16 protein-coding genes are annotated in these 18248 nt (G+C 73.1%); 12 read left to right on the top strand and 4 right to left on the bottom strand.

Annotation, left to right across the window (positions count from 1 at the left end; genetic code table 11):
• Nucleotides 1-41 precede the first annotated feature (41 nt).
• Nucleotides 42-968 carry an ABC transporter ATP-binding protein gene (locus IF83_RS0114745; protein ID WP_030544622.1) on the bottom strand — a complete coding sequence of 309 codons (927 nt, stop codon included), beginning with the start codon at nt 966-968 and terminating at the stop codon, nt 42-44.
• A gap of 188 nt (nt 969-1156) precedes the next feature.
• Between IF83_RS0114745 and IF83_RS0114740 the strand changes: the two genes are divergently transcribed.
• From IF83_RS0114740 to dapD, 9 genes are all read left to right on the top strand, one after another.
• A complete protein-coding gene (locus IF83_RS0114740) occupies nt 1157-2032 on the top strand; it encodes a helix-turn-helix transcriptional regulator (protein WP_030544621.1) in 876 nt (291 codons plus the stop codon).
• Complete coding sequence (gene sufB, locus IF83_RS0114735; RefSeq protein ID WP_030544620.1) at nt 2029-3450, top strand: Fe-S cluster assembly protein SufB; 1422 nt, start codon at nt 2029-2031, stop codon at nt 3448-3450. Before IF83_RS0114740 ends, sufB begins: the two co-directional genes overlap by 4 nt.
• Before the next feature lie 115 nt (nt 3451-3565).
• Nucleotides 3566-4738 (top strand): Fe-S cluster assembly protein SufD, encoded by a 1173-nt coding sequence (sufD, locus tag IF83_RS0114730; RefSeq protein ID WP_030544619.1) that lies wholly within the window; start codon nt 3566-3568, stop codon nt 4736-4738.
• Nucleotides 4738-5085, top strand: a complete 348-nt coding sequence (locus tag IF83_RS0114725) for a non-heme iron oxygenase ferredoxin subunit (protein WP_030544618.1) — start codon at nt 4738-4740, stop codon at nt 5083-5085. Before sufD ends, IF83_RS0114725 begins: the two co-directional genes overlap by 1 nt.
• A gap of 7 nt (nt 5086-5092) precedes the next feature.
• On the top strand, nt 5093-5848 hold the full coding sequence (gene sufC / locus IF83_RS0114720; RefSeq protein ID WP_030544617.1) for a Fe-S cluster assembly ATPase SufC: 756 nt from the start codon (nt 5093-5095) through the stop codon (nt 5846-5848).
• Nucleotides 5849-5853: 5 nt separating this feature from the next.
• Entirely contained in the window at nt 5854-7125 is a 1272-nt protein-coding gene (locus IF83_RS0114715) for a cysteine desulfurase (protein ID WP_030544616.1), read from the top strand.
• Nucleotides 7126-7155: 30 nt separating this feature from the next.
• Nucleotides 7156-7620 carry a Fe-S cluster assembly sulfur transfer protein SufU gene (sufU, locus tag IF83_RS0114710; RefSeq protein ID WP_030544615.1) on the top strand — a complete coding sequence of 155 codons (465 nt, stop codon included), beginning with the start codon at nt 7156-7158 and terminating at the stop codon, nt 7618-7620.
• Nucleotides 7617-7952: a metal-sulfur cluster assembly factor gene (locus IF83_RS0114705; protein ID WP_019709591.1), complete on the top strand. Its 336-nt coding sequence runs from the start codon at nt 7617-7619 to the stop codon at nt 7950-7952. Before sufU ends, IF83_RS0114705 begins: the two co-directional genes overlap by 4 nt.
• Before the next feature lie 293 nt (nt 7953-8245).
• Complete coding sequence (gene dapD, locus IF83_RS0114700; RefSeq protein ID WP_030544614.1) at nt 8246-9235, top strand: 2,3,4,5-tetrahydropyridine-2,6-dicarboxylate N-succinyltransferase; 990 nt, start codon at nt 8246-8248, stop codon at nt 9233-9235.
• Nucleotides 9236-9383: 148 nt separating this feature from the next.
• On the opposite strand, the gene IF83_RS0114695 is transcribed toward dapD, so the two are convergent.
• Together IF83_RS0114695 and IF83_RS0114690 are read right to left on the bottom strand one after the other, a co-directional pair.
• Nucleotides 9384-9902 (bottom strand): YcxB family protein, encoded by a 519-nt coding sequence (locus IF83_RS0114695; protein ID WP_030544613.1) that lies wholly within the window; start codon nt 9900-9902, stop codon nt 9384-9386.
• A gap of 109 nt (nt 9903-10011) precedes the next feature.
• The gene (locus IF83_RS0114690) at nt 10012-11868 is read right to left on the bottom strand and encodes an endonuclease/exonuclease/phosphatase family protein (RefSeq protein WP_030544612.1); all 1857 of its coding nucleotides are present in this window, start codon (nt 11866-11868) and stop codon (nt 10012-10014) included.
• A gap of 293 nt (nt 11869-12161) precedes the next feature.
• On the opposite strand from IF83_RS0114690, the gene IF83_RS0114685 reads away from it, so the two are divergent.
• Together IF83_RS0114685 and IF83_RS0114675 are read left to right on the top strand one after the other, a co-directional pair.
• Nucleotides 12162-13910: a hypothetical protein gene (locus IF83_RS0114685; protein WP_030544611.1), complete on the top strand. Its 1749-nt coding sequence runs from the start codon at nt 12162-12164 to the stop codon at nt 13908-13910.
• A gap of 530 nt (nt 13911-14440) precedes the next feature.
• The gene (locus tag IF83_RS0114675; RefSeq protein ID WP_030544610.1) at nt 14441-15907 is read left to right on the top strand and encodes an alkaline phosphatase PhoX; all 1467 of its coding nucleotides are present in this window, start codon (nt 14441-14443) and stop codon (nt 15905-15907) included.
• Nucleotides 15908-16327: 420 nt separating this feature from the next.
• On the opposite strand, the gene IF83_RS0114670 is transcribed toward IF83_RS0114675, so the two are convergent.
• On the bottom strand, nt 16328-17539 hold the full coding sequence (locus IF83_RS0114670; RefSeq protein WP_208605880.1) for a TerD family protein: 1212 nt from the start codon (nt 17537-17539) through the stop codon (nt 16328-16330).
• 151 nt (nt 17540-17690) lie between these two features.
• On the opposite strand from IF83_RS0114670, the gene IF83_RS31215 reads away from it, so the two are divergent.
• Nucleotides 17691-18197, top strand: coding sequence for an NUDIX hydrolase (locus IF83_RS31215; RefSeq protein ID WP_051722776.1), 507 nt, complete (start codon nt 17691-17693; stop codon nt 18195-18197).
• Nucleotides 18198-18248 lie beyond the last annotated feature (51 nt).

Genomic DNA, 18248 nt, shown 5'->3' with positions numbered 1-18248 from the left:
GCGGGGGGCGAAGGTGCCGGCGGTCCGGTCCGCTTCCGTGGTCACGCGCGCAGCTCCTTGCCGGTCAGTTCCAGGAAGACGTCCTCCAGGGTGCGCCGCTCGACCGCTATCCGGTCCGGCAGCACGCCGTGCTGGGCGCACCAGGAGGCGACGGTGGCCAGCAGCTGCGGATCGACCTTCCCGGTGACCCGGTACGAGCCGGGCGCGGTCTCCGCGGCGGCCGCGCCGTCCGGCAGGGCCGTGAGCAGGGTGGTGAGGTCGAGTCCGGAGCGGCCGGTGAAGCGCAGGGTGTCCTCGGCGCCGCCCCGGCACAGCTCCTCGGGGCTGCCGGCGGCGACGACCCGGCCGCCGTCGATGATCGCCACGTCGTCGGCGAGCTGCTCGGCCTCGTCCATGAAGTGCGTGGTGAGGACGGCCGTCACCCCGTCCGCGCGGAGCTCCCGCACCAGATCCCAGGTGGCGCGCCGGGCCTGCGGGTCCAGACCGGCCGTCGGCTCGTCGAGGAAGACCAGCTCGGGGCGGCCGACGACCGCCATGGCCAGCGCGAGCCGCTGCTGCTGGCCGCCGGAGAGCCGCCGGTAGGGGGTGCGGCCGCAGCCGCCCAGGCCCAGCCGCTCGGTCAGCATGTCCACATCGAGCGGGTGGGCGTGCAGCTTCGCGGTGTGCCGCAGCATCTCCGCCGCCCGCGCCCCGGGGTAGACGCCGCCGGACTGGAGCATCACCCCGATCCGGGGCCGCAGGGCCGCCGCCTCCGCCACCGGGTCGAGACCCAGGATCCGGACGGTGCCCGCGTCGGGGCGGCGGTAGCCCTCGCAGATCTCCACGGTGGTGGTCTTCCCGGCACCGTTGGGGCCGAGGACGGCGGTGACGGTGCCCGCCGCCACGGACAGATCGAGCCCGTCCACCGCGGTCTTGGCTCCGTACCGCTTGACCAGGTTCCGCACCTGGACGACGGGCTCTTCACGCATGGCGGCAGTCTACGGAGCCCCGCGCGGCGTCCGGTGACCAGGGACCGGCGGGGGGCCCGGGCCCCGGCGGTCCGTTCCCGGACCGCCCGGCCGGCCGGGGATCTTAGGTAACCCTTAGTGATCGAGCCCACGTGGCCGCCGTCCGGCGCCGGTTGTCGCAGGCGGAGGAATTACGCAACAATGGCGTTGTGAAAAACGTGAGCGAAGAGCGGAAGGCAGCGGCGGTCCCGGCGACCGCCCCGTCGCCCCTGCCCGCGCACGACGAGCCGCGCTCCACCCGCAACCGGGTCGCGCGCTCCATCCTCGACCACGGCCCCTCGACCGCCGCCGAACTCGCCGGGCGGCTGGCACTGACCCAGGCGGCCGTCCGGCGGCATCTCGACACCCTCCTCGCCGAGGGCCTCGTCGAGCCCCGCGACCGGCGGGTCTACGGCTCGCGCGGCCGCGGCCGGCCCGCGAAGGCCTTCGCGCTCACCGACGACGGCCGGGACGCCTTCGACCAGGCCTACGACTCCCTCGCCGCCGACGCGCTCCGCTGGATCGCGCAGCAGGCGGGCGGAGGCGAGAAGGGCGAGGCCGCGGTCACGGCCTTCGCCCGCGCCCGGCTGGCCGCACAGGCCGCCGGGTACCGCAAGGCCATCGAGGGCGTGGCGCCCGAGCAGCGCACCGAGGCCCTGGCCAGGGCGCTGACCGCGGACGGGTACGCTGCCGCTGCGCGCAGCGCACCGGTCGGCGAGCAGCTCTGCCAGCACCACTGCCCGGTCGCCCATGTCGCCGAGCGGTTCCCGCAGCTCTGCGAGGTGGAGACCGAGGTCTTCTCGGATCTGCTCGGCACACATGTGCAGCGGCTGGCCACGATCGCCCACGGCGACGGGGTCTGCACCACCTTCGTACCCAAGGGCGGCGCTCCCCCGGGCGGCGCCGCGGACGGGGCGGAGAGCGGCCGCGGCAAGGGCGGCGCCCCGCGCGCCCGAACGGCCGCCGGCGGCCCGGGCCGCCCGCACCGCACCACCACCAGGACCACCACAGCATCCGCAAGCACGGCCGGGAGGAACCCCGCATGACGCTCCCCACGGAGACCGCCCACCCCGAACTCGAGGGTCTGGGCACCTACGAATACGGCTGGTCCGACCCCGACGCCGCCGGCGCGGCGGCCAAGCGCGGACTGTCCGAGGAGGTCGTCCGCGACATCTCGGCGAAGAAGAACGAGCCGGAGTGGATGCTGAAGCTGCGGCTCAAGGGCCTGCGGCTGTTCGGCAAGAAGCCCATGCCCACCTGGGGCTCCGACCTCAGCGGCATCGACTTCGACAACATCAAGTACTTCGTCCGCTCCACCGAGAAGCAGGCCACCAGCTGGGAGGACCTGCCCGAGGACATCAAGAACACCTACGACCGGCTGGGCATCCCGGAGGCCGAGAAGCAGCGCCTCGTCGCCGGTGTCGCCGCCCAGTACGAGTCCGAGGTCGTGTACCACCAGATCCGCGAGGACCTGGAGGAGCAGGGCGTCCTCTTCCTGGACACCGACACGGCGCTCAAGGAGCACCCGGAGCTCTTCCAGGAGTACTTCGGCACGGTCATCCCGGCCGGTGACAACAAGTTCGCCGCGCTCAACACGGCCGTGTGGTCCGGCGGCTCCTTCATCTACGTGCCGAAGGGCGTGCACGTGGAGATCCCGCTCCAGGCCTACTTCCGGATCAACACCGAGAACATGGGCCAGTTCGAGCGGACGCTGATCATCGTCGACGAGGACGCCTACGTCCACTACGTCGAGGGCTGCACCGCGCCGATCTACAAGTCGGACTCGCTGCACAGCGCCGTCGTCGAGATCATCGTGAAGAAGGGCGCCCGCTGCCGCTACACGACGATCCAGAACTGGTCGAACAACGTCTACAACCTGGTCACCAAGCGCGCCGTGGCCTACGAGGGCGCGACCATGGAGTGGGTCGACGGCAACATCGGCTCCAAGGTCACGATGAAGTACCCGGCCGTCTACCTCATGGGCGAGCACGCCAAGGGCGAGACGCTGTCCATCGCCTTCTCCGGCGAGGGCCAGCACCAGGACGCGGGCGCCAAGATGGTCCACATGGCCCCCAACACCTCCTCGAACATCGTCTCCAAGTCGGTGGCGCGGGGCGGCGGCCGGACCTCCTACCGCGGCCTGATCGAGATCGGCGAGGGCGCCGCGGGCTCCAAGTCCAACGTGCTCTGCGACGCCCTGCTGGTGGACACCATCTCCCGCTCGGACACCTACCCCTACGTGGACGTCCGCGAGGACGACGTGTCCATGGGCCACGAGGCGACGGTCTCCAAGGTCAGCGAGGACCAGCTCTTCTACCTGATGAGCCGCGGTCTCTCCGAGGACGAGGCCATGGCGATGATCGTGCGCGGCTTCGTCGAGCCGATCGCGCGCGAGCTGCCCATGGAGTACGCGCTGGAGCTGAACCGGCTGATCGAACTGCAGATGGAGGGCTCCGTCGGCTGACGGGCCGGCGCCTCCCCGGGCCCGCCGCCCCCGTGTCCGTCCGACACGGGGCGGCGGCCGCCCCACAGACCTTGAGCGATCACAATCAGGCAGAAAGCGAGCAGTACGACTAGCCATGGCTGACAACATCCCGGTGGGCAGCACCACGGAAGGTGCCATTCAGGTGGGCGGTGACCATCCCGCCGACGCCCGGGTGAGCGCGCCCGCCTCCTATGACGTGGCGGACTTCCCCGTGCCGCACGGCCGCGAGGAGGAGTGGCGGTTCACCCCGCTGGAGCGCCTCCGCGGACTGCACGACGGCACGGCCGTGGACGACGGCGGCGTCCGCTACGAGGTCTTCACCCCCGCCGAGGCCACCCAGGAACGGGTGGGGCGGGACGACTCCCGGCTCGGCCGGGCCGGCAAGCCCGTCGACCGGGTCGCCGCCCAGGCGTACAGCTCCTTCGAGAAGGCCACGGTCGTCACCATCCCGAAGGAGACCGTGCTCTCCGAGCCGGTGCGGATCTCCGTGCACGGGCAGGGCGGCACCGCCTACGCCCACCACGTGATCGAGGTCGGCGCCTTCGCCGAGGCGGTCGTCGTCCTTGACCACACCGGTGACGCCACCTTCGGCGGCAACGTCGAGTACATCCTCGGGGACGGCGCCAAGCTCACCGCCGTGTCCGTCCAGGACTGGGGCGGCAAGGCCGTCCACGCCGGCCAGCACACCGCGCTGGTCGGCCGCGACGCCACCTTCAAGTCCGTGATCGTCACCTTCGGCGGCGACCTGGTCCGGCTCCACCCGCGGATCAACTACGCGGCCCCGGGCGGCGAGGCGGAGCTCTACGGCCTGTACTTCACGGACAACGGCCAGCACCAGGAGCACCGGCTCTTCGTCGACCACGCCATCCCGCACTGCCGCAGCAACGTCGTCTACAAGGGCGCGCTGCAGGGCGAGAACGCGCACGCCGTCTGGATCGGCGACGTCCTCATCCGCGCGGCCGCCGAGGGCACCGACACCTACGAACTCAACCGGAACCTCGTCCTCACCGACGGCGCCCGGGTGGACTCGGTCCCCAACCTGGAGATCGAGACCGGTGAGATCGTCGGCGCCGGCCACGCCTCGGCCACCGGCCGCTTCGAGGACGAGCAGCTGTTCTACCTGATGGCCCGCGGCATCCCCGCCGACGAGGCCCGCCGGCTGGTCGTCCGCGGCTTCTTCGCCGAGCTGGTCCAGCAGATCAACCTCCCCGAGCTGCAGGAACGGCTGCTGGAGAAGATCGACGCGGAGCTGGAGGCGTCCGTCTGATGGCCGCCGGCACCGGTACCGAGTTCGTCCGGGTCTGCGGGCTGTCCGAGCTGGAGGAGGACACCCCCAGGCGGGTGGAGATCGGCGGCACCCCCGTCTCGGTCGTCCGGACCGAGGGAGAGGTGTACGCGATCCACGACATCTGCTCGCACGCGAACGTCTCGCTCTCCGAGGGCGAGGTCGAGGACTGCCAGATCGAGTGCTGGCTGCACGGCTCGCGGTTCGACCTGCGCACCGGCAAGCCCTCCGGCCCGCCCGCCACCCGCCCCGTCCCCGTATACCCCGTAAAGATCGAAGGAGACGGCCCCGAAGCGGCTGTGCTCGTCTCCGTCACCCAGGAGTCCTGAGGCATCCATGGCAACGCTTGAAATCCACGACCTGCACGTCTCCGTCGAGGTCGAGAACGGCACGAAGGAGATCCTGTCCGGGGTCGATCTGACCGTGAAGCAGGGCGAGACGCACGCCATCATGGGCCCGAACGGCTCCGGCAAGTCCACCCTCGCCTACTCCCTCGCGGGTCACCCCAAGTACACCGTCACCGGCGGCACCGTCACCCTCGACGGCGAGAACGTCCTGGAGATGTCCGTCGACGAGCGGGCCCGCGCCGGCCTCTTCCTCGCCATGCAGTACCCGGTCGAGGTCCCCGGCGTCTCCGTCTCCAACTTCCTCCGCACCTCCGCCACCGCCATCCGCGGCGAGGCCCCCAAGCTGCGCACCTGGGTGAAGGAGGTCAAGGGAGCCATGGAGCGGCTGAACATGGACCCGGCCTTCGCCGAGCGCAACGTCAACGAGGGCTTCTCCGGCGGTGAGAAGAAGCGCCACGAGATCCTCCAGCTGGAGCTGCTCAAGCCGAAGGTCGCGATCCTCGACGAGACCGACTCCGGTCTGGACGTGGACGCGCTGCGCACCGTCTCCGAGGGCGTCAACCGCGTCCGCGAGAGCGGCGAGACCGGCACCCTGCTGATCACGCATTACACCCGCATCCTGCGGTACATCAAGCCCGACCACGTGCACGTCTTCGCCAAGGGCAGGATCGTCGAGTCCGGCGGTCCCGAGCTGGCCGACAAGCTCGAGGCCGAGGGCTACGAGGCCTACACGAAGGAGGCCTGAGCCGAGTGACACAGCTGCCGGGCCTCCTCACGGCGTCGTCGTACGACGTGGAGGCGATCCGCAAGGACTTCCCCCTCCTGGACCGCACGGTCCACGACGGGAAGAAGATCGTGTACCTGGACAACGCGGCCACCTCGCAGAAGCCGCGCCAGGTCCTCGACGCGCTGAACGCGTACTACGAGCGCCACAACGCCAACGTGCACCGCGGTGTGCACGTGCTCGCGGAGGAGGCCACGGCGCTGTACGAGGGCGCCCGTGACAAGGTCGCCGCGTTCGTCAACGCCCCGAGCCGCGACGAAGTGATCTTCACCAAGAACGCCTCGGAGTCGCTCAACCTCGTCGCCAACATGCTGGGCTGGGCCGACGAGCCCTACCGCGTGGACAGCGACACCGAGATCGTCATAACGGAGATGGAGCACCACTCCAACATCGTTCCGTGGCAGCTGCTCGCGCAGCGCACCGGCGCGAAGCTGAAGTGGTTCGGCCTCACCGACGACGGCCGGCTCGACCTGTCGGAGATCGACCGGATCATCACCGAGAAGACCAAGGTCGTCTCGTTCACCCTGGTCTCCAACATCATGGGCACCGTCAACCCGGTGGAGCAGATCATCCGCCGGGCCCAGGACGTCGGCGCGCTCACCGTCATCGACGCCTCCCAGGCCGCCCCGCACATGCCGCTGGACGTGCAGGCGCTCCAGGCCGACTTCGTGGCCTTCACCGGCCACAAGATGTGCGGCCCGACCGGCATCGGCGTCCTCTGGGGCCGGCAGGAGCTGCTGGAGGACCTGCCGCCGTTCCTGGGCGGCGGGGAAATGATCGAGACGGTGTCGATGCACCACTCGACCTATGCTCCCGCGCCGCACAAGTTCGAGGCGGGCACGCCCCCGATCGCGCAGGCCGTCGGCCTCGGCGCGGCCGTGGACTACCTCACCTCGATCGGCATGGACAAGATCGCGGCCCATGAGCACACCATCACCGAGTACGCCGTCCGCCGGCTCCGGGAGGTCCCGGACCTGCGGATCATCGGCCCGGTGACGGCCGAGGACCGCGGCGCGGCGATCTCCTTCACGCTCGGTGACATCCACCCGCACGACGTGGGCCAGGTCCTGGACGAGCAGGGCATCGCCGTCCGGGTCGGCCACCACTGCGCGCGGCCCGTCTGCCTGCGGTACGGAATTCCCGCGACCACGCGAGCATCGTTCTATCTGTACTCCACCCCGGCCGAGGTCGACGCCCTGGTCGACGGCCTGGAGCACGTACGGAACTTCTTCGGCTGACGGACTGACGGACGACGAGGGCTGACTGCTGTGAAGCTGGATTCCATGTACCAGGACGTCATCCTGGACCACTACAAGCACCCCCACGGGCGTGGTCTGCGCGAGGGTGACGCCGAGGTGCACCACGTCAACCCGACGTGCGGGGACGAGATCACCCTGCGCGTACGGCTCGACGGCGAGACCATCGAGGACGTCAGCTACGACGGCCAGGGCTGCTCCATCAGCCAGGCCAGCGCCTCGGTGCTCAACGAACTGCTGGTCGGCAAGGAGCTCGCCGAGGCGCGGAGGATCCAGGAGACCTTCCTGGAGCTGATGCAGTCCAAGGGCAGGCTGGAGCCCGACGACGCGATGGAGGAGGTGCTGGAGGACGCGGTCGCGTTCGCCGGCGTCTCGAAGTACCCGGCGCGCGTGAAGTGCGCCCTGCTGTCCTGGATGGCCTGGAAGGACGCCACGGCGCAGGCACTGGGCGACGATTCAGCGAAGGAGTCGGCATGACCGAGACCGCACAGACCACCAAGCCCGCGAGCGAGGAGGAGGTCCGCGAGGCCCTCTACGACGTCGTCGACCCCGAGCTGGGCATCGACGTCGTCAACCTCGGCCTGATCTACGGCATCCACGTCGACGACTCCAACATCGCCACCATCGACATGACGCTGACGTCCGCGGCCTGCCCGCTGACCGACGTCATCGAGGACCAGGCGAAGTCGGCCACCGACGGGATCGTCAACGAGCTGCGGATCAACTGGGTCTGGATGCCGCCGTGGGGTCCCGACAAGATCACCGACGAGGGCCGCGAGCAGCTCCGCGCCCTGGGCTTCAACGTCTGACCTCCGGCGGGGCCCGGCCCCGGCCCGGCGCGGGCCCCGTCCCGCCCGGGCCGCCCGGCCGCGCCCCCGGCACCGTCCTCCGCCCCGCCCGGGTTTCCGGCGCGGGGCGGAGGCGTGTCCGGCCGGACTCCCGCCCGGGCGGGGCGGGACCGCCTTGCTGTCCACGGTCCGGGACCGGGCGGGTTCCGCAGGGACACCCGGACACCCGGGCACCGGGTCACCGCACACCGGCGCGGTGACCGGGCGCTGAGACCGGTTCGCGGGGGCGGAGCGGGACCGGTTAGCGTTTGGCCATGACCGATGCAGCCACCACCCGTAAGACCGGCGCGGCCGCCGCCGGGCTCGCCACCCTCGCCGCCGACGGCACCGTCCTCGACACCTGGTTCCCCGCCCCCGAGCTCATTGCCGAGCCCGGCCCGGCCGGGACGGAGCGGCTGAGCCCCGAGCGCGCCGCCGAACTGCTCGGCGAGTCCGCGCCCCAGGCGCTGGGCCCCGACCCCCGCCGCGGCGTGGAGGTCATCGCCGTCCGCACCGTCATCGCCTCGCTGGACGACAAGCCGGCCGACGCCCACGACGCCTACCTCCGGCTGCACCTGCTCAGCCACCGTCTGGTGAAGCCGCACGGCCAGAACCTCGACGGCATCTTCGGCCTGCTGGCCAACGTCGCCTGGACGAGCCTCGGCCCGGTCCCCGTCGACCAGGTCGAGAAGGTCCGCCTCGCGGCCCGCGCCGAAGGGCTGCACCTCGCCGTCACCAGCGTCGACAAGTTCCCCCGCATGACCGACTACGTGGCCCCGGCGGGCGTCCGGATCGCCGACGCCGACCGCGTGCGGCTCGGCGCCCACCTCGCCACCGGTACCACCGTGATGCACGAGGGCTTCGTCAACTTCAACGCCGGCACGCTGGGCCACTCCATGGTCGAGGGCCGCATCAGCGCCGGTGTGGTCGTCGGCGACGGCTCCGACATCGGCGGCGGCGCCTCGATCATGGGCACGCTCTCCGGCGGCGGCAAGCAGGTCATCTCCATCGGCGAGCGCTGCCTGCTCGGCGCCGAGGCCGGTATCGGCATCGCCCTCGGCGACGACTGCGTCGTGGAGGCCGGCCTCTACGTCACCGCGGGCACCCGCGTCAGCCTCCCCGACGGCGGCGTCGTCAAGGCCGTGGAGCTCTCCGGCGCCCACAACCTCCTCTTCCGCCGCAACTCCACCACCGGCAAGGTCGAGGCCCTCCAGCGCACCGGCTCCTGGGGCGGCCTCAACGCGGCCCTGCACAGCAACGACTGAGCGACGGCCGCCTCAGTCCCCGATTGCCGCTGCGGCGACCGGCAGTTGACGGTGTGGGTTGTCGCCGAGCGCCCTCCGGCGGCCGAGAAGGGCCGCCCCGGAGGGCGCTCGTGTGCTCGGCGGACGCGGCGGCTGAGGGCGGCGGTCCTCAGACGCGGGGCAGATGGCGGCTCAGGAGAGCGCGCAACCGCTCCGCGTCCTCCGGGGACAGCCCGCGCTTGGGCAGTACCTCGACGAGCAGGATGTTGGGGTCGCGGCTGAGCAGCACCACGTGATCACGGATCTCGCGGTAACCGCGGAAGACCGACCAGCGCTGTTCGAGCGTCGCGTGCGCGGTCCCGGTCCTGATCGACGTCTCGCTCACGGACGTGCGGTACTCGCCCTGCCAGGACACGAGGCGGAACACGTGGTGTGCCTGGAGGCGGGGGATCGACCAGATCAGGGCGGCGCAGAAGGCGGCGGTCACGAACGACACCGCGGAGCCGTCCCGTGCGGCCACCGCCTGCACGGCGGCGGCCCCGAACAGTCCGGTGAGACCCCAGCGAAGGAGGTGGAGGTGGCGGCGCCGCTCCCGGAGCCGGATGCCCGCGAGGATGTCGGCCCGCGTCGGCCGGTAGACCAGCTCGACCGTGTCCTGTCTGCCGTTCTGCTCCGTGTCCATGGCCATGAGACGGGATCGTACGTTGATCGCTGCGACCGCCGTCGGCAAGACCCCGCACCGCGGCGCCGCCCCGGGTCACCGCCGCCGAAGGGCGGTGACCCGGAGCGCCGTTGTGTCAGGGGCGGAAGCGGAGGACCTGGGGGTCGTGGTCGCTCGCCTGGTCGGCGAACTCCGCGTTGATGTGGACGATGTCGTAGTCCGCGTGGCGGACCGCGCGGCTGGTGAGCATGTGGTCCAGCACCTGGGAGTTGCCGTTGTAGACGTAGCCGTAGCGCTCGTCGCGGGGCAGGCGGTCCACCAGGTCGGTGAGCGTCCGGCCCCGGTCGGTGAGGGCTTCCACGGTCGGCGAGAAGTTGAAGTCGTTGATGTCGCCGGCGACCACGACCTTCGCCTTGCGGTCCAGCTCCAGCAGCGACTTGACCCAGCCGCCGACCAGTTTCGCCTGGGCGATGCGCTGGGTCTCCGAGGAGCGGACCGGGGGCTGGAAGCGGCCGTCGAGCGCCTGGTCGCCGCCCTTGCTGGCGAAGTGGTTGGCGACGACGAAGACCGGCTCGCCGCGGAAGCGGAACTCGGCCGCGAGGGGCTTGCGGCTGTCCTCCCAGGCGGCGTTCTCCGGGCGGATCCGGCCCGGGTTGGCGGAGAGGCCGACCTCGCCGTCCGCGCCGCGCAGCGGGACGGCGGACGTGGCCGCGTCGCCGCCCGGGACGTCGGGGAAGGAGACCCGCTCGGGGTTGTAGAGGAAGGCCACCCGGATGTTGCCGCCCGGCTGGCCGCCGTCCTCGTCGTCGGCCGGGTTGATCTGGCGCCACTCGTAGGCGGGCCCGCCCGCGGCGGCGATGGCCTCGGTCAGCTTCCGCAGCGTCGCGTCGGCACTCACCACCGCGTCGTTCGTCGGGCCGTTGTCGTCCTGGACCTCCTCCAGGGCGACGATGTCGGGGGAGGCGAGGTGGTCCACCAGGGCCTCGGCGAGCCGGGTGAACTTCTCGTCCGGGTTCTTCGGGGAGAGGTTCTCCACGTTGTACGTGGCGACGGACAGCTCGTCCGCCCGCTGCGGCCGGGTCCGCTCCCGCTCCGGGCCGTTGTCCTCCAGCGCGCCGAGCTCGGTGGCCTGGAGCTCGTAGCCGCCGAACTGGTCGTAGTCCAGCGGTCCGGCGGTGGTGCCGGTGAGGCGGTCGCCGACATCGGCCTGGGGGAACGGCCGTTCGGCGAACGGGATGAGGGAGGCGACCTTCACGCGGGCGCCGTTCTGGTCGCGGTACGAGGCGTAGAGCGTGCCGCCGCGTGCGGTGGGGTTCTCGCGCGGATCGGCCGTCACCCACAGCTCGTTGTGGCGGCTGGACGGGCCGACCACCCCGGCGTCGGAGACCTGGACGCGCATGCCCTCCAGCGCCTCGTAGCGGTCCAGCGCGTAGCGGTGCGGACGGAGCGGGAGCTGCTCGATGCTGCCGCCGCCGGGCGCCTCGGGGGCGTAACGGTTCGGCACCGAGGCGCCGTTGAGCCGGAAGGCGGCCGGGAGGTCGTTGCCGGACGATTCCACCGTCCAGCTGGCACCGGATATCTGGGTGACGGACTGGAGCCCACGGTCCTTCCCGCCCGGGTAGTACTCGCCGACGGTGCCGGAGAGCAGCACCGCGTCGCCCACCGCGACGGCAGGGGTCTTCGAGCCGGTGAAGACGAAGACGCCCTCGCTGGTGGCCGGATCGCGGTCCGGCCGCGGGTCCTGCACCCAGAAGCCGCGCGCGGAGCCGAAGGCGCGGACCGCGGTGACGACGCCGGGGACGTCGGTGACCCGCTCGCCGTCGTACGGGGAGAGCCGGGTGCTCCCCTGGATGTCGTGGATGCGCGGCTGCGCCGCCTCGGCCTGCTGCGGCGCGGCCAGCAGCCCGGCCGCGAGCGCGGTGGCGGCCACCGTGCCCAGGGCGGCGGTTCTGCGGAGCGGGCGGGCGGCGGCGGACGGGGCTATCGGGTCCATCGGTTCTCCGGAGGGTGAGGTCGGACGGGCAGGGGCCCGCCGCCCGGCGGTCGTGCGCGGGACGGGCGGGATCCGCGCCGCCTGATGGGAGGCGGGGAACGAGAGTTCGGCACCCGCACTGTTTCTACGCGCGTCAATCTCCGGCGTGCGGACCCCCGTTGTCAAGGGACCGCCGGTGTACACGGGCGGACGCCGCGGTGAACCGGACCGGAAGCGCTCATATCGGTCTAGGCTTTGTGCGGCGCGCCCGACGCGGGCGGTGCGGACCCCAGCATTTCGAGGAGAAGTCGCCCATGCCCGGAGACCGTTCCGTCATGCCGCCGCTCCGGCTGCCCTCCGAGGCCGAACTCGCGCGCCAGGCACTGACGGCACCCCTCCTCGCGCGCGCCGTACGGCTCGCCCGCCGGCTGGGGGACGGGGTGCCGACGGAAGCGGACGGGCAGCCGGAGCGCGCCGAACTGCTGCGGTTGACCGGGGGGTTGGGACTCGACGGTGATCCGGACGGGCTCGCGGCCACCCGGGCGGCATGGCGGCTCGCGGCCGCCACCGGCCTGCTGCGGACCACCGGGGAGGGCGGCGCGGAAGCCGGGACACCGGCCGGCGCGGGGCGGACGGGCCCGGCGGGCCGTCAGGCCGTCCCCGGCGAGAAGGCCGCCCGGGTCACCGGCGGCAGCCCGCGCGAGATCCTGGAGCTCTGGCGGAGCGGACTGGAGACCGTCCTCGCGGAGGCGGAGGGCGGAACGGGGAACGGGGCGGAGCGCGCGACGTGGAGCGGAACCGGGCCCGCCGAGGCGGCGACGCCCACAGGCGCCGGTCACCCCGCGCCCGCCGCGAACGGCACCGGGACCGGCACCGCGACCGCCGGGGCGGGGGCATCCGCATCCGCGGGCGCGGCCGCCCCGAACGGGTCCGAGGCCGGCGCCGGTGTCGGACCCGGCCACCCCTCCGGCGGGACCGCCGACACCCTCGACCGCGTCCTCGCCGCCCTCTACGCCCTCACCGCCCTGGAAGGCGGCGGCCTCGGCGATCCCGGGCGGAGCTTCGTACCGCTGCCCGCGCTCGCCGCCACGGTCGTCGTGCCCGAGGGCATGACGGAACCCACCGACGCCGTACTGGAGGAGGTGTCGGAGGAGGTCATGCGGCTGGACCACCGCTTCGGGCTGCTGGAACCCCTCGGGCTCGTCGAGTACCGGCCCGTCGACGCCCGCCTCATCGACGAGCTGGACGGGAACGGGGCGGGGGCCGGGGCCGGCGAACCGGCGGACGGCACGGGCACCGCGACCGGGACGGGCGCAGCAGACGGCACGGGCACCGCGGCCGCGACGGACGCCGCCGGTGCGCCCGGCGTGGAGCACCCCGCGCCCGCCGTGGCGGACGATGCCGCCGCCCGCTACGGCATGGTCCGGCTGACCGCACTCGGCGCCCACGGGGTGCGGGCCCGTCTCCTCGACGCGGGCATCGCCGCGCCGCTCACCGGGGACCTCGCCGGGAAGGACGCGGCAACCCTGCTGGACACGGTCACCGGGTACCCGGAGCCCGCGGCCCGGGCCGAGGTCGAGGAGTGGCTGCTCCGGCGCGACCCCGTCGCCGCCGCTCGCGAACTCCTCGCCGCGGGCCGGGGCGACGACCCGGCCGCGCCGCTGCGCCGGCTCGGCTGCCAGCAGGCGCTGGCCCTGATCGGCCGGGAGGCCGAGCCCGCGCTGCGCGAGGTGCTGGACGACCGGCACCTCGGCGGCCTCGCCCGGGTCTGGCTGGCGGAGCACGGGGCGACCGGAGTGCCGGAACCCTCGGAGGAGATGGTCTTCTGGCTGACCGTCGACACCCTCGCCGCACAGCTCGGCGCGGACGGCGACTCCGCCGAGCTGGAGGATCTGGTCCTCGGGCTGGTCGGGCGGCACGGCGCCTTCTTCGACACGGCCTGGCGGGTGGACCACCCGGCGACCGGGGAGGTCCTGGAGGCGATGGGGCGGCTGCACCCCGACCGCGCGGTGGCGAAGGCGGCCCGCCAGGCGGCGTACAAGGCGCGCTCGCGGGGGCGTTGAGCCGGCTTCCCGTACCGGGGGAGCCGTGGACGTCAGCCCGCCGTGTCGGGGATGCTCCCCGCTGCCACCTCGCACCCGGTCGGGGAGGCCTGGGGATCGCCGGTCCCCGGGGCGGTGACGGCCGGGCCCTGATGCGCGGCGAGCGGCGGGGCCGGTGGGCCGCCGCGGCCGGCACCGGGCGAGCGCACGGGGTAAGTTCCGCTCCCCGTCCGGGCGTTGCCTCCGGAGCAGCGGAGGTGGGTCCCGCCCCCGCCGCCGACGTGCGGGGCCTTCGCCCTCGGCCCCCGATGGAACGGCCCGTGGCTCGACCGGTCCGGGAGGCCGTTCTCGGGCAGGGTCCGGTGCGCGCCCAGGGCGCGGGAGACCCGCGGGGAAACGGCGCAGCCCCGTCTTCCGGACTCCGGGCCGCCGGATCGCCGGATCGCCCAATGGACGAACGGCCGTCGGGCGGTGTTCAACCGCCGTTCGGCGGCGCCGGGCACCGTGGTGGGCGTAGCGCAGGGGATCGTCCGGCGACGCAGGAGATGAAGATGCCGCTCACCCGCAGGGATTTCGCGAGAGGGTCCGCCTACACCGGTGCGGGCGTGGTGCTCGCCGGCAGTGTCGGCGTGCTGGCCGGCGCGCCCGACGCCATCGGTATCGGCGGCCGGGGCGAGGAGTCCGGGGCGGACGGGGCCGCCGGCGCGGACCGGCACTCCCCGCACGCCGTCGGCTATGGGCCGCTCCGGGACGACTCCGAGGGCATCGTCGCGCTGCCCGAGGGCTTCTCGTACCGCGTCATCTCCCGCACCGGCGTCACCGAGTTGGAGTCCGGCGAGCCCACCCCCGCGAACCACGACGGCACCGCCGCCTTCGCCGGCCCGCGCGGCGCGACCCTGCTCGTCGTCAACCACGAGATCGACGGCCCGCGCGAGGAGACCGAGCACCCCGTTCCGCTCGCCGACGGGCTGGTCTACGACCCCGCGGCCCCGGGCGGCTGCACCGTCGTCGAGGTCCGCCGCGGCGGCGAGGTGGCCCAGTGGGTCGGTATCGCCGGCACCTCCGACAACTGCTCCGGCGGGCGCACCCCTTGGAACACCTGGCTGACCTGCGAGGAGAGCTCCGACCGGGCCGGTGAGAACGGGATGACCAAGGACCACGGCTATGTCTTCGAGGTCGATCCCCTCGACCGGCGCGCCAACCGGGACCCGAAGCCGATCAAGGCCCTGGGCCGCTACGACCACGAGGCCGTCGTCGTCGACCCCCGGCGCGGGCACATGTACCTGACGGAGGACGACGACGAGCCGAACGGCCTCTTCTACCGCTGGGTCCCCCCGAAGGGCTTCGAGCACGGCCGCGGCCGGCTCCGCACGCTCGCCGACGACGCGGGCGTCCTACAGGCCCCCAAGTGCTTCGACTCCGGCGGCCGTTTCGTCGACGACCTCTCCCGGGCCACCCGGGCCGGCACCGTCTACGGCGTCGACTGGGTGGACGTGCCCGACCGCGACGCCCGGAAGGTCCCGGTGCGCAAGCAGTTCACGGACGGGAGCGTCACCCGGGGCCGCAAGCTGGAAGGCATGTGGTGGGCCGATGGCGGGGCGTACTTCGTCTCCTCCTACGCGCGCGAGGAGAGCCCGGGCCGGCCGCACGACGGCCAGGTCTGGTTCTACGACCCCCGGCGCCGCACCCTGACCCTCAAGGTGATCCTCGGCGTCAACGACCGGCCCTTCGAGGACGGCGCCTTCGACGGGCCCGACAACATCACCGTCTCCCCGTACGGCGGGCTGATCATCGCGGAGGACGGCGAGGGAATCCAGCACCTCTTCGGCGCCACGGAGAGCGGCCGGACCTACCCGATCGCCCGCAATGAGGTGAACATCGGCACCGCGGAGGAGCCGGAGTTCAGCGAGTTCACGGGCGTCGTCTTCTCGCCCGACGGCAGGACGCTGTACGCCAACATCCAGGAGCCCGGCATCATGCTCGCCATCACGGGCCCCTGGCGCCGCCAGCCCCGCTGACGCCTGTGGCCTTCGGCCTAGGGTGACGCCCCGGGCCCGGGGCGATGCATGCCCGGCCCGAGGCCTCCGACCCCGGTACTGCCCGGCTCCGCCGCGGACTGGTGCGGGCAGCACCGGGACCGCCGCCGTCCCGCGGGATCGGGGCCTCCGCCTCGGTCAACCCCTGGGCCGGGGACGCCTGGGCACCCGGCCCATGCCCTCGGGGGGCGCGGCCCGGCTCTGCCTCCGGGCCGATGCCGGCCGGGCCGGCCGCTGCGGTCCGGGTCCGTCCCGGTGTCCGGGCCCCGAGCCCCGGACGTCCGGCCCCGCCCGGGGCTTCGCTGCGGTCCCGCGCCCGCTCCGGGCACGGGCCGGGCGTCCGGTCACCCGCCGACCGTCCGGACGGCGGGCGGCGTCAACAGCCGCCCGCCGCACGGGGGTTCACAGCGCCTTGCCGCCCGGCTTGACCATGCCGCGGACCGTGCGGGAGTCGACGTACTCGCCCATCGCCGTCATCTCCCACTCGCCCGAGAACTGCCGGATGAGCTTGCACATCATCACGCCCGTGCGCGGCTCGGCCCCGGTCAGGTCGAAGCGCACCAGTTCCTGGCCCGCCCCGTCCAGCAGCCGGCAGTACGCCTTGGAGACCTCGGTGAACTTCTGCCCGGAGAAGGAGTTGACCGTGAACACCAGCCCCGTGACCTGCGGGGGCACATCGCCCAGGTGCACGGTGATCACTTCGTCGTCACCGCCGCCCTCGCCGGTGAGGTTGTCGCCGGAGTGCTGGATGACGCCGTTCAGGATGGTGAGCTTGCCGAAGTAGCAGGCGTCGATCTTCTTGCGGTCCGGGCCGTAGGCGATCACGGAGGCGTCGAGGTCGATGTCCTTGCCCCGGTAGGCCGGCTCCCAGCCGAGGCCCATGCGCACGGAGGTCAGCAGCGGGCGCCCGCCCTTCACGAGGGAGACGGTCTCGTTCTTCCGCAGGCTGACCCGGCCCTTGTCCAGGTTGATCTTCCCGGCCCCGGGAGCGGCGGGCGCCGGGGCCGGGGGTGCGGCCGGCATCGCGGGCGCGGGCTGCGCGGGCGCCGCCGGGGCCGAGGGAGTCGTGGCGGCGGCCGGCGGGGGAGCCGGCTGTGCGGCCGGGGCGGCGGGCTCCTCCACGCTCACGCCGAAGTCGGTGGCGATGCCCGCCAGGCCGTTGGCGTATCCCTGCCCGACCGCCCGCACCTTCCAGGCACCGCCCCTGCGGTACACCTCGACCACCACGAGGGCCGTCTCCGCGCCGAGGCGCGGCGGCGTGAACGTGGCGAGCACCGCGCCGTCGTCGGCGTTGCGGACCGTGGCCGTCGGCTCCGTGCCGGCGAACGTCGCCCCCGGGGCGTCGAGACTCGCCGTCACCACCACCTTGTCGATGCCGGCCGGTACGGCGCCGGTGTCCACGGTGATCGTGTCGGGCGCGGCGCCGCCACCGCCGCGGTGGGTGACACCGGGGCCGCTGGGCTGGTTGTAGAAGACGAAGTCGTCGTCGGAGCGGACTTTGCCGTCGGCGGTCAGGAGCAGTCCCGATACGTCGAGCCGCGCCGGTGCGGTGACGTCCACCGCCACACGGGGGACGGAGAGAGGGATGTTCGAGCCGGGGGTCATAGCGGTCATGCCGGGGTAACGAGCGGCCCGGCTTTACGGTTCCATTACCTACCCGTCCGGCGGGAGAGTGCTCCCCGTCCGGCCGTGCCCGCCCGCCCGTCCCGGCGGCCCGGTCCGGATCGGCCTGTGGACGGAACGATTCCGGCCGTAGAGTCCAGGGATGAGACGAACACCGAAGGAACGCCTGGTCAGCGATGGCCGCGGCCTGATCCTGCACTCCTTCCACCGGGTCCCCGAGGACACCCGCTTCCGCGATGCCGACATCGGCCTGTCCCTCGTGGCGCTGTGGCACGGGGACCGGCTGCTGATGGTCTACGAGCGGGACCGCGCCACCTGGGAGCTGCCCGGCGGCGGCATCGACCCCGGGGAGAGCCCGCGCGAGGCGGCGGTCCGCGAACTGGCCGAGGAGTCCGGCCAGATCGCCGACGAGCTCCGCTTCACCGGCTACGGGCTCTACACCCTGGGGCGCCGCCGGCGCCTGGTGTACGGGGCCGTCTACACCGGACTGACCGCGGTGCCCCGCCCGTTCACCCCGAACGAGGAGATCTCCGCGATCCACTGGCGCGCCGCCGGGGAAGCCCTCTCCGGCCGCGTCCAGCCCGTGGACGAATATCTCGCGGCCGTCTGCGCCGCCTCGCGGAACGCGGGTTCCGGCCCCCTGGCCTGAGGTCCCCGGCCCGGGGCCCCCGCCCCGGGGCCCCGCCCGCCCCGGGGCCGG

The sequence above is a fragment of the Streptomyces albus subsp. albus genome (assembly GCF_000719865.1).
GTDB classification, from domain to species: Bacteria; Actinomycetota; Actinomycetes; order Streptomycetales; family Streptomycetaceae; genus Streptomyces; species Streptomyces albus_E.
The sequence above is the reverse complement of the archived record's forward strand: the minus strand, read 5'-3'. Positions and strand labels throughout refer to the sequence as shown.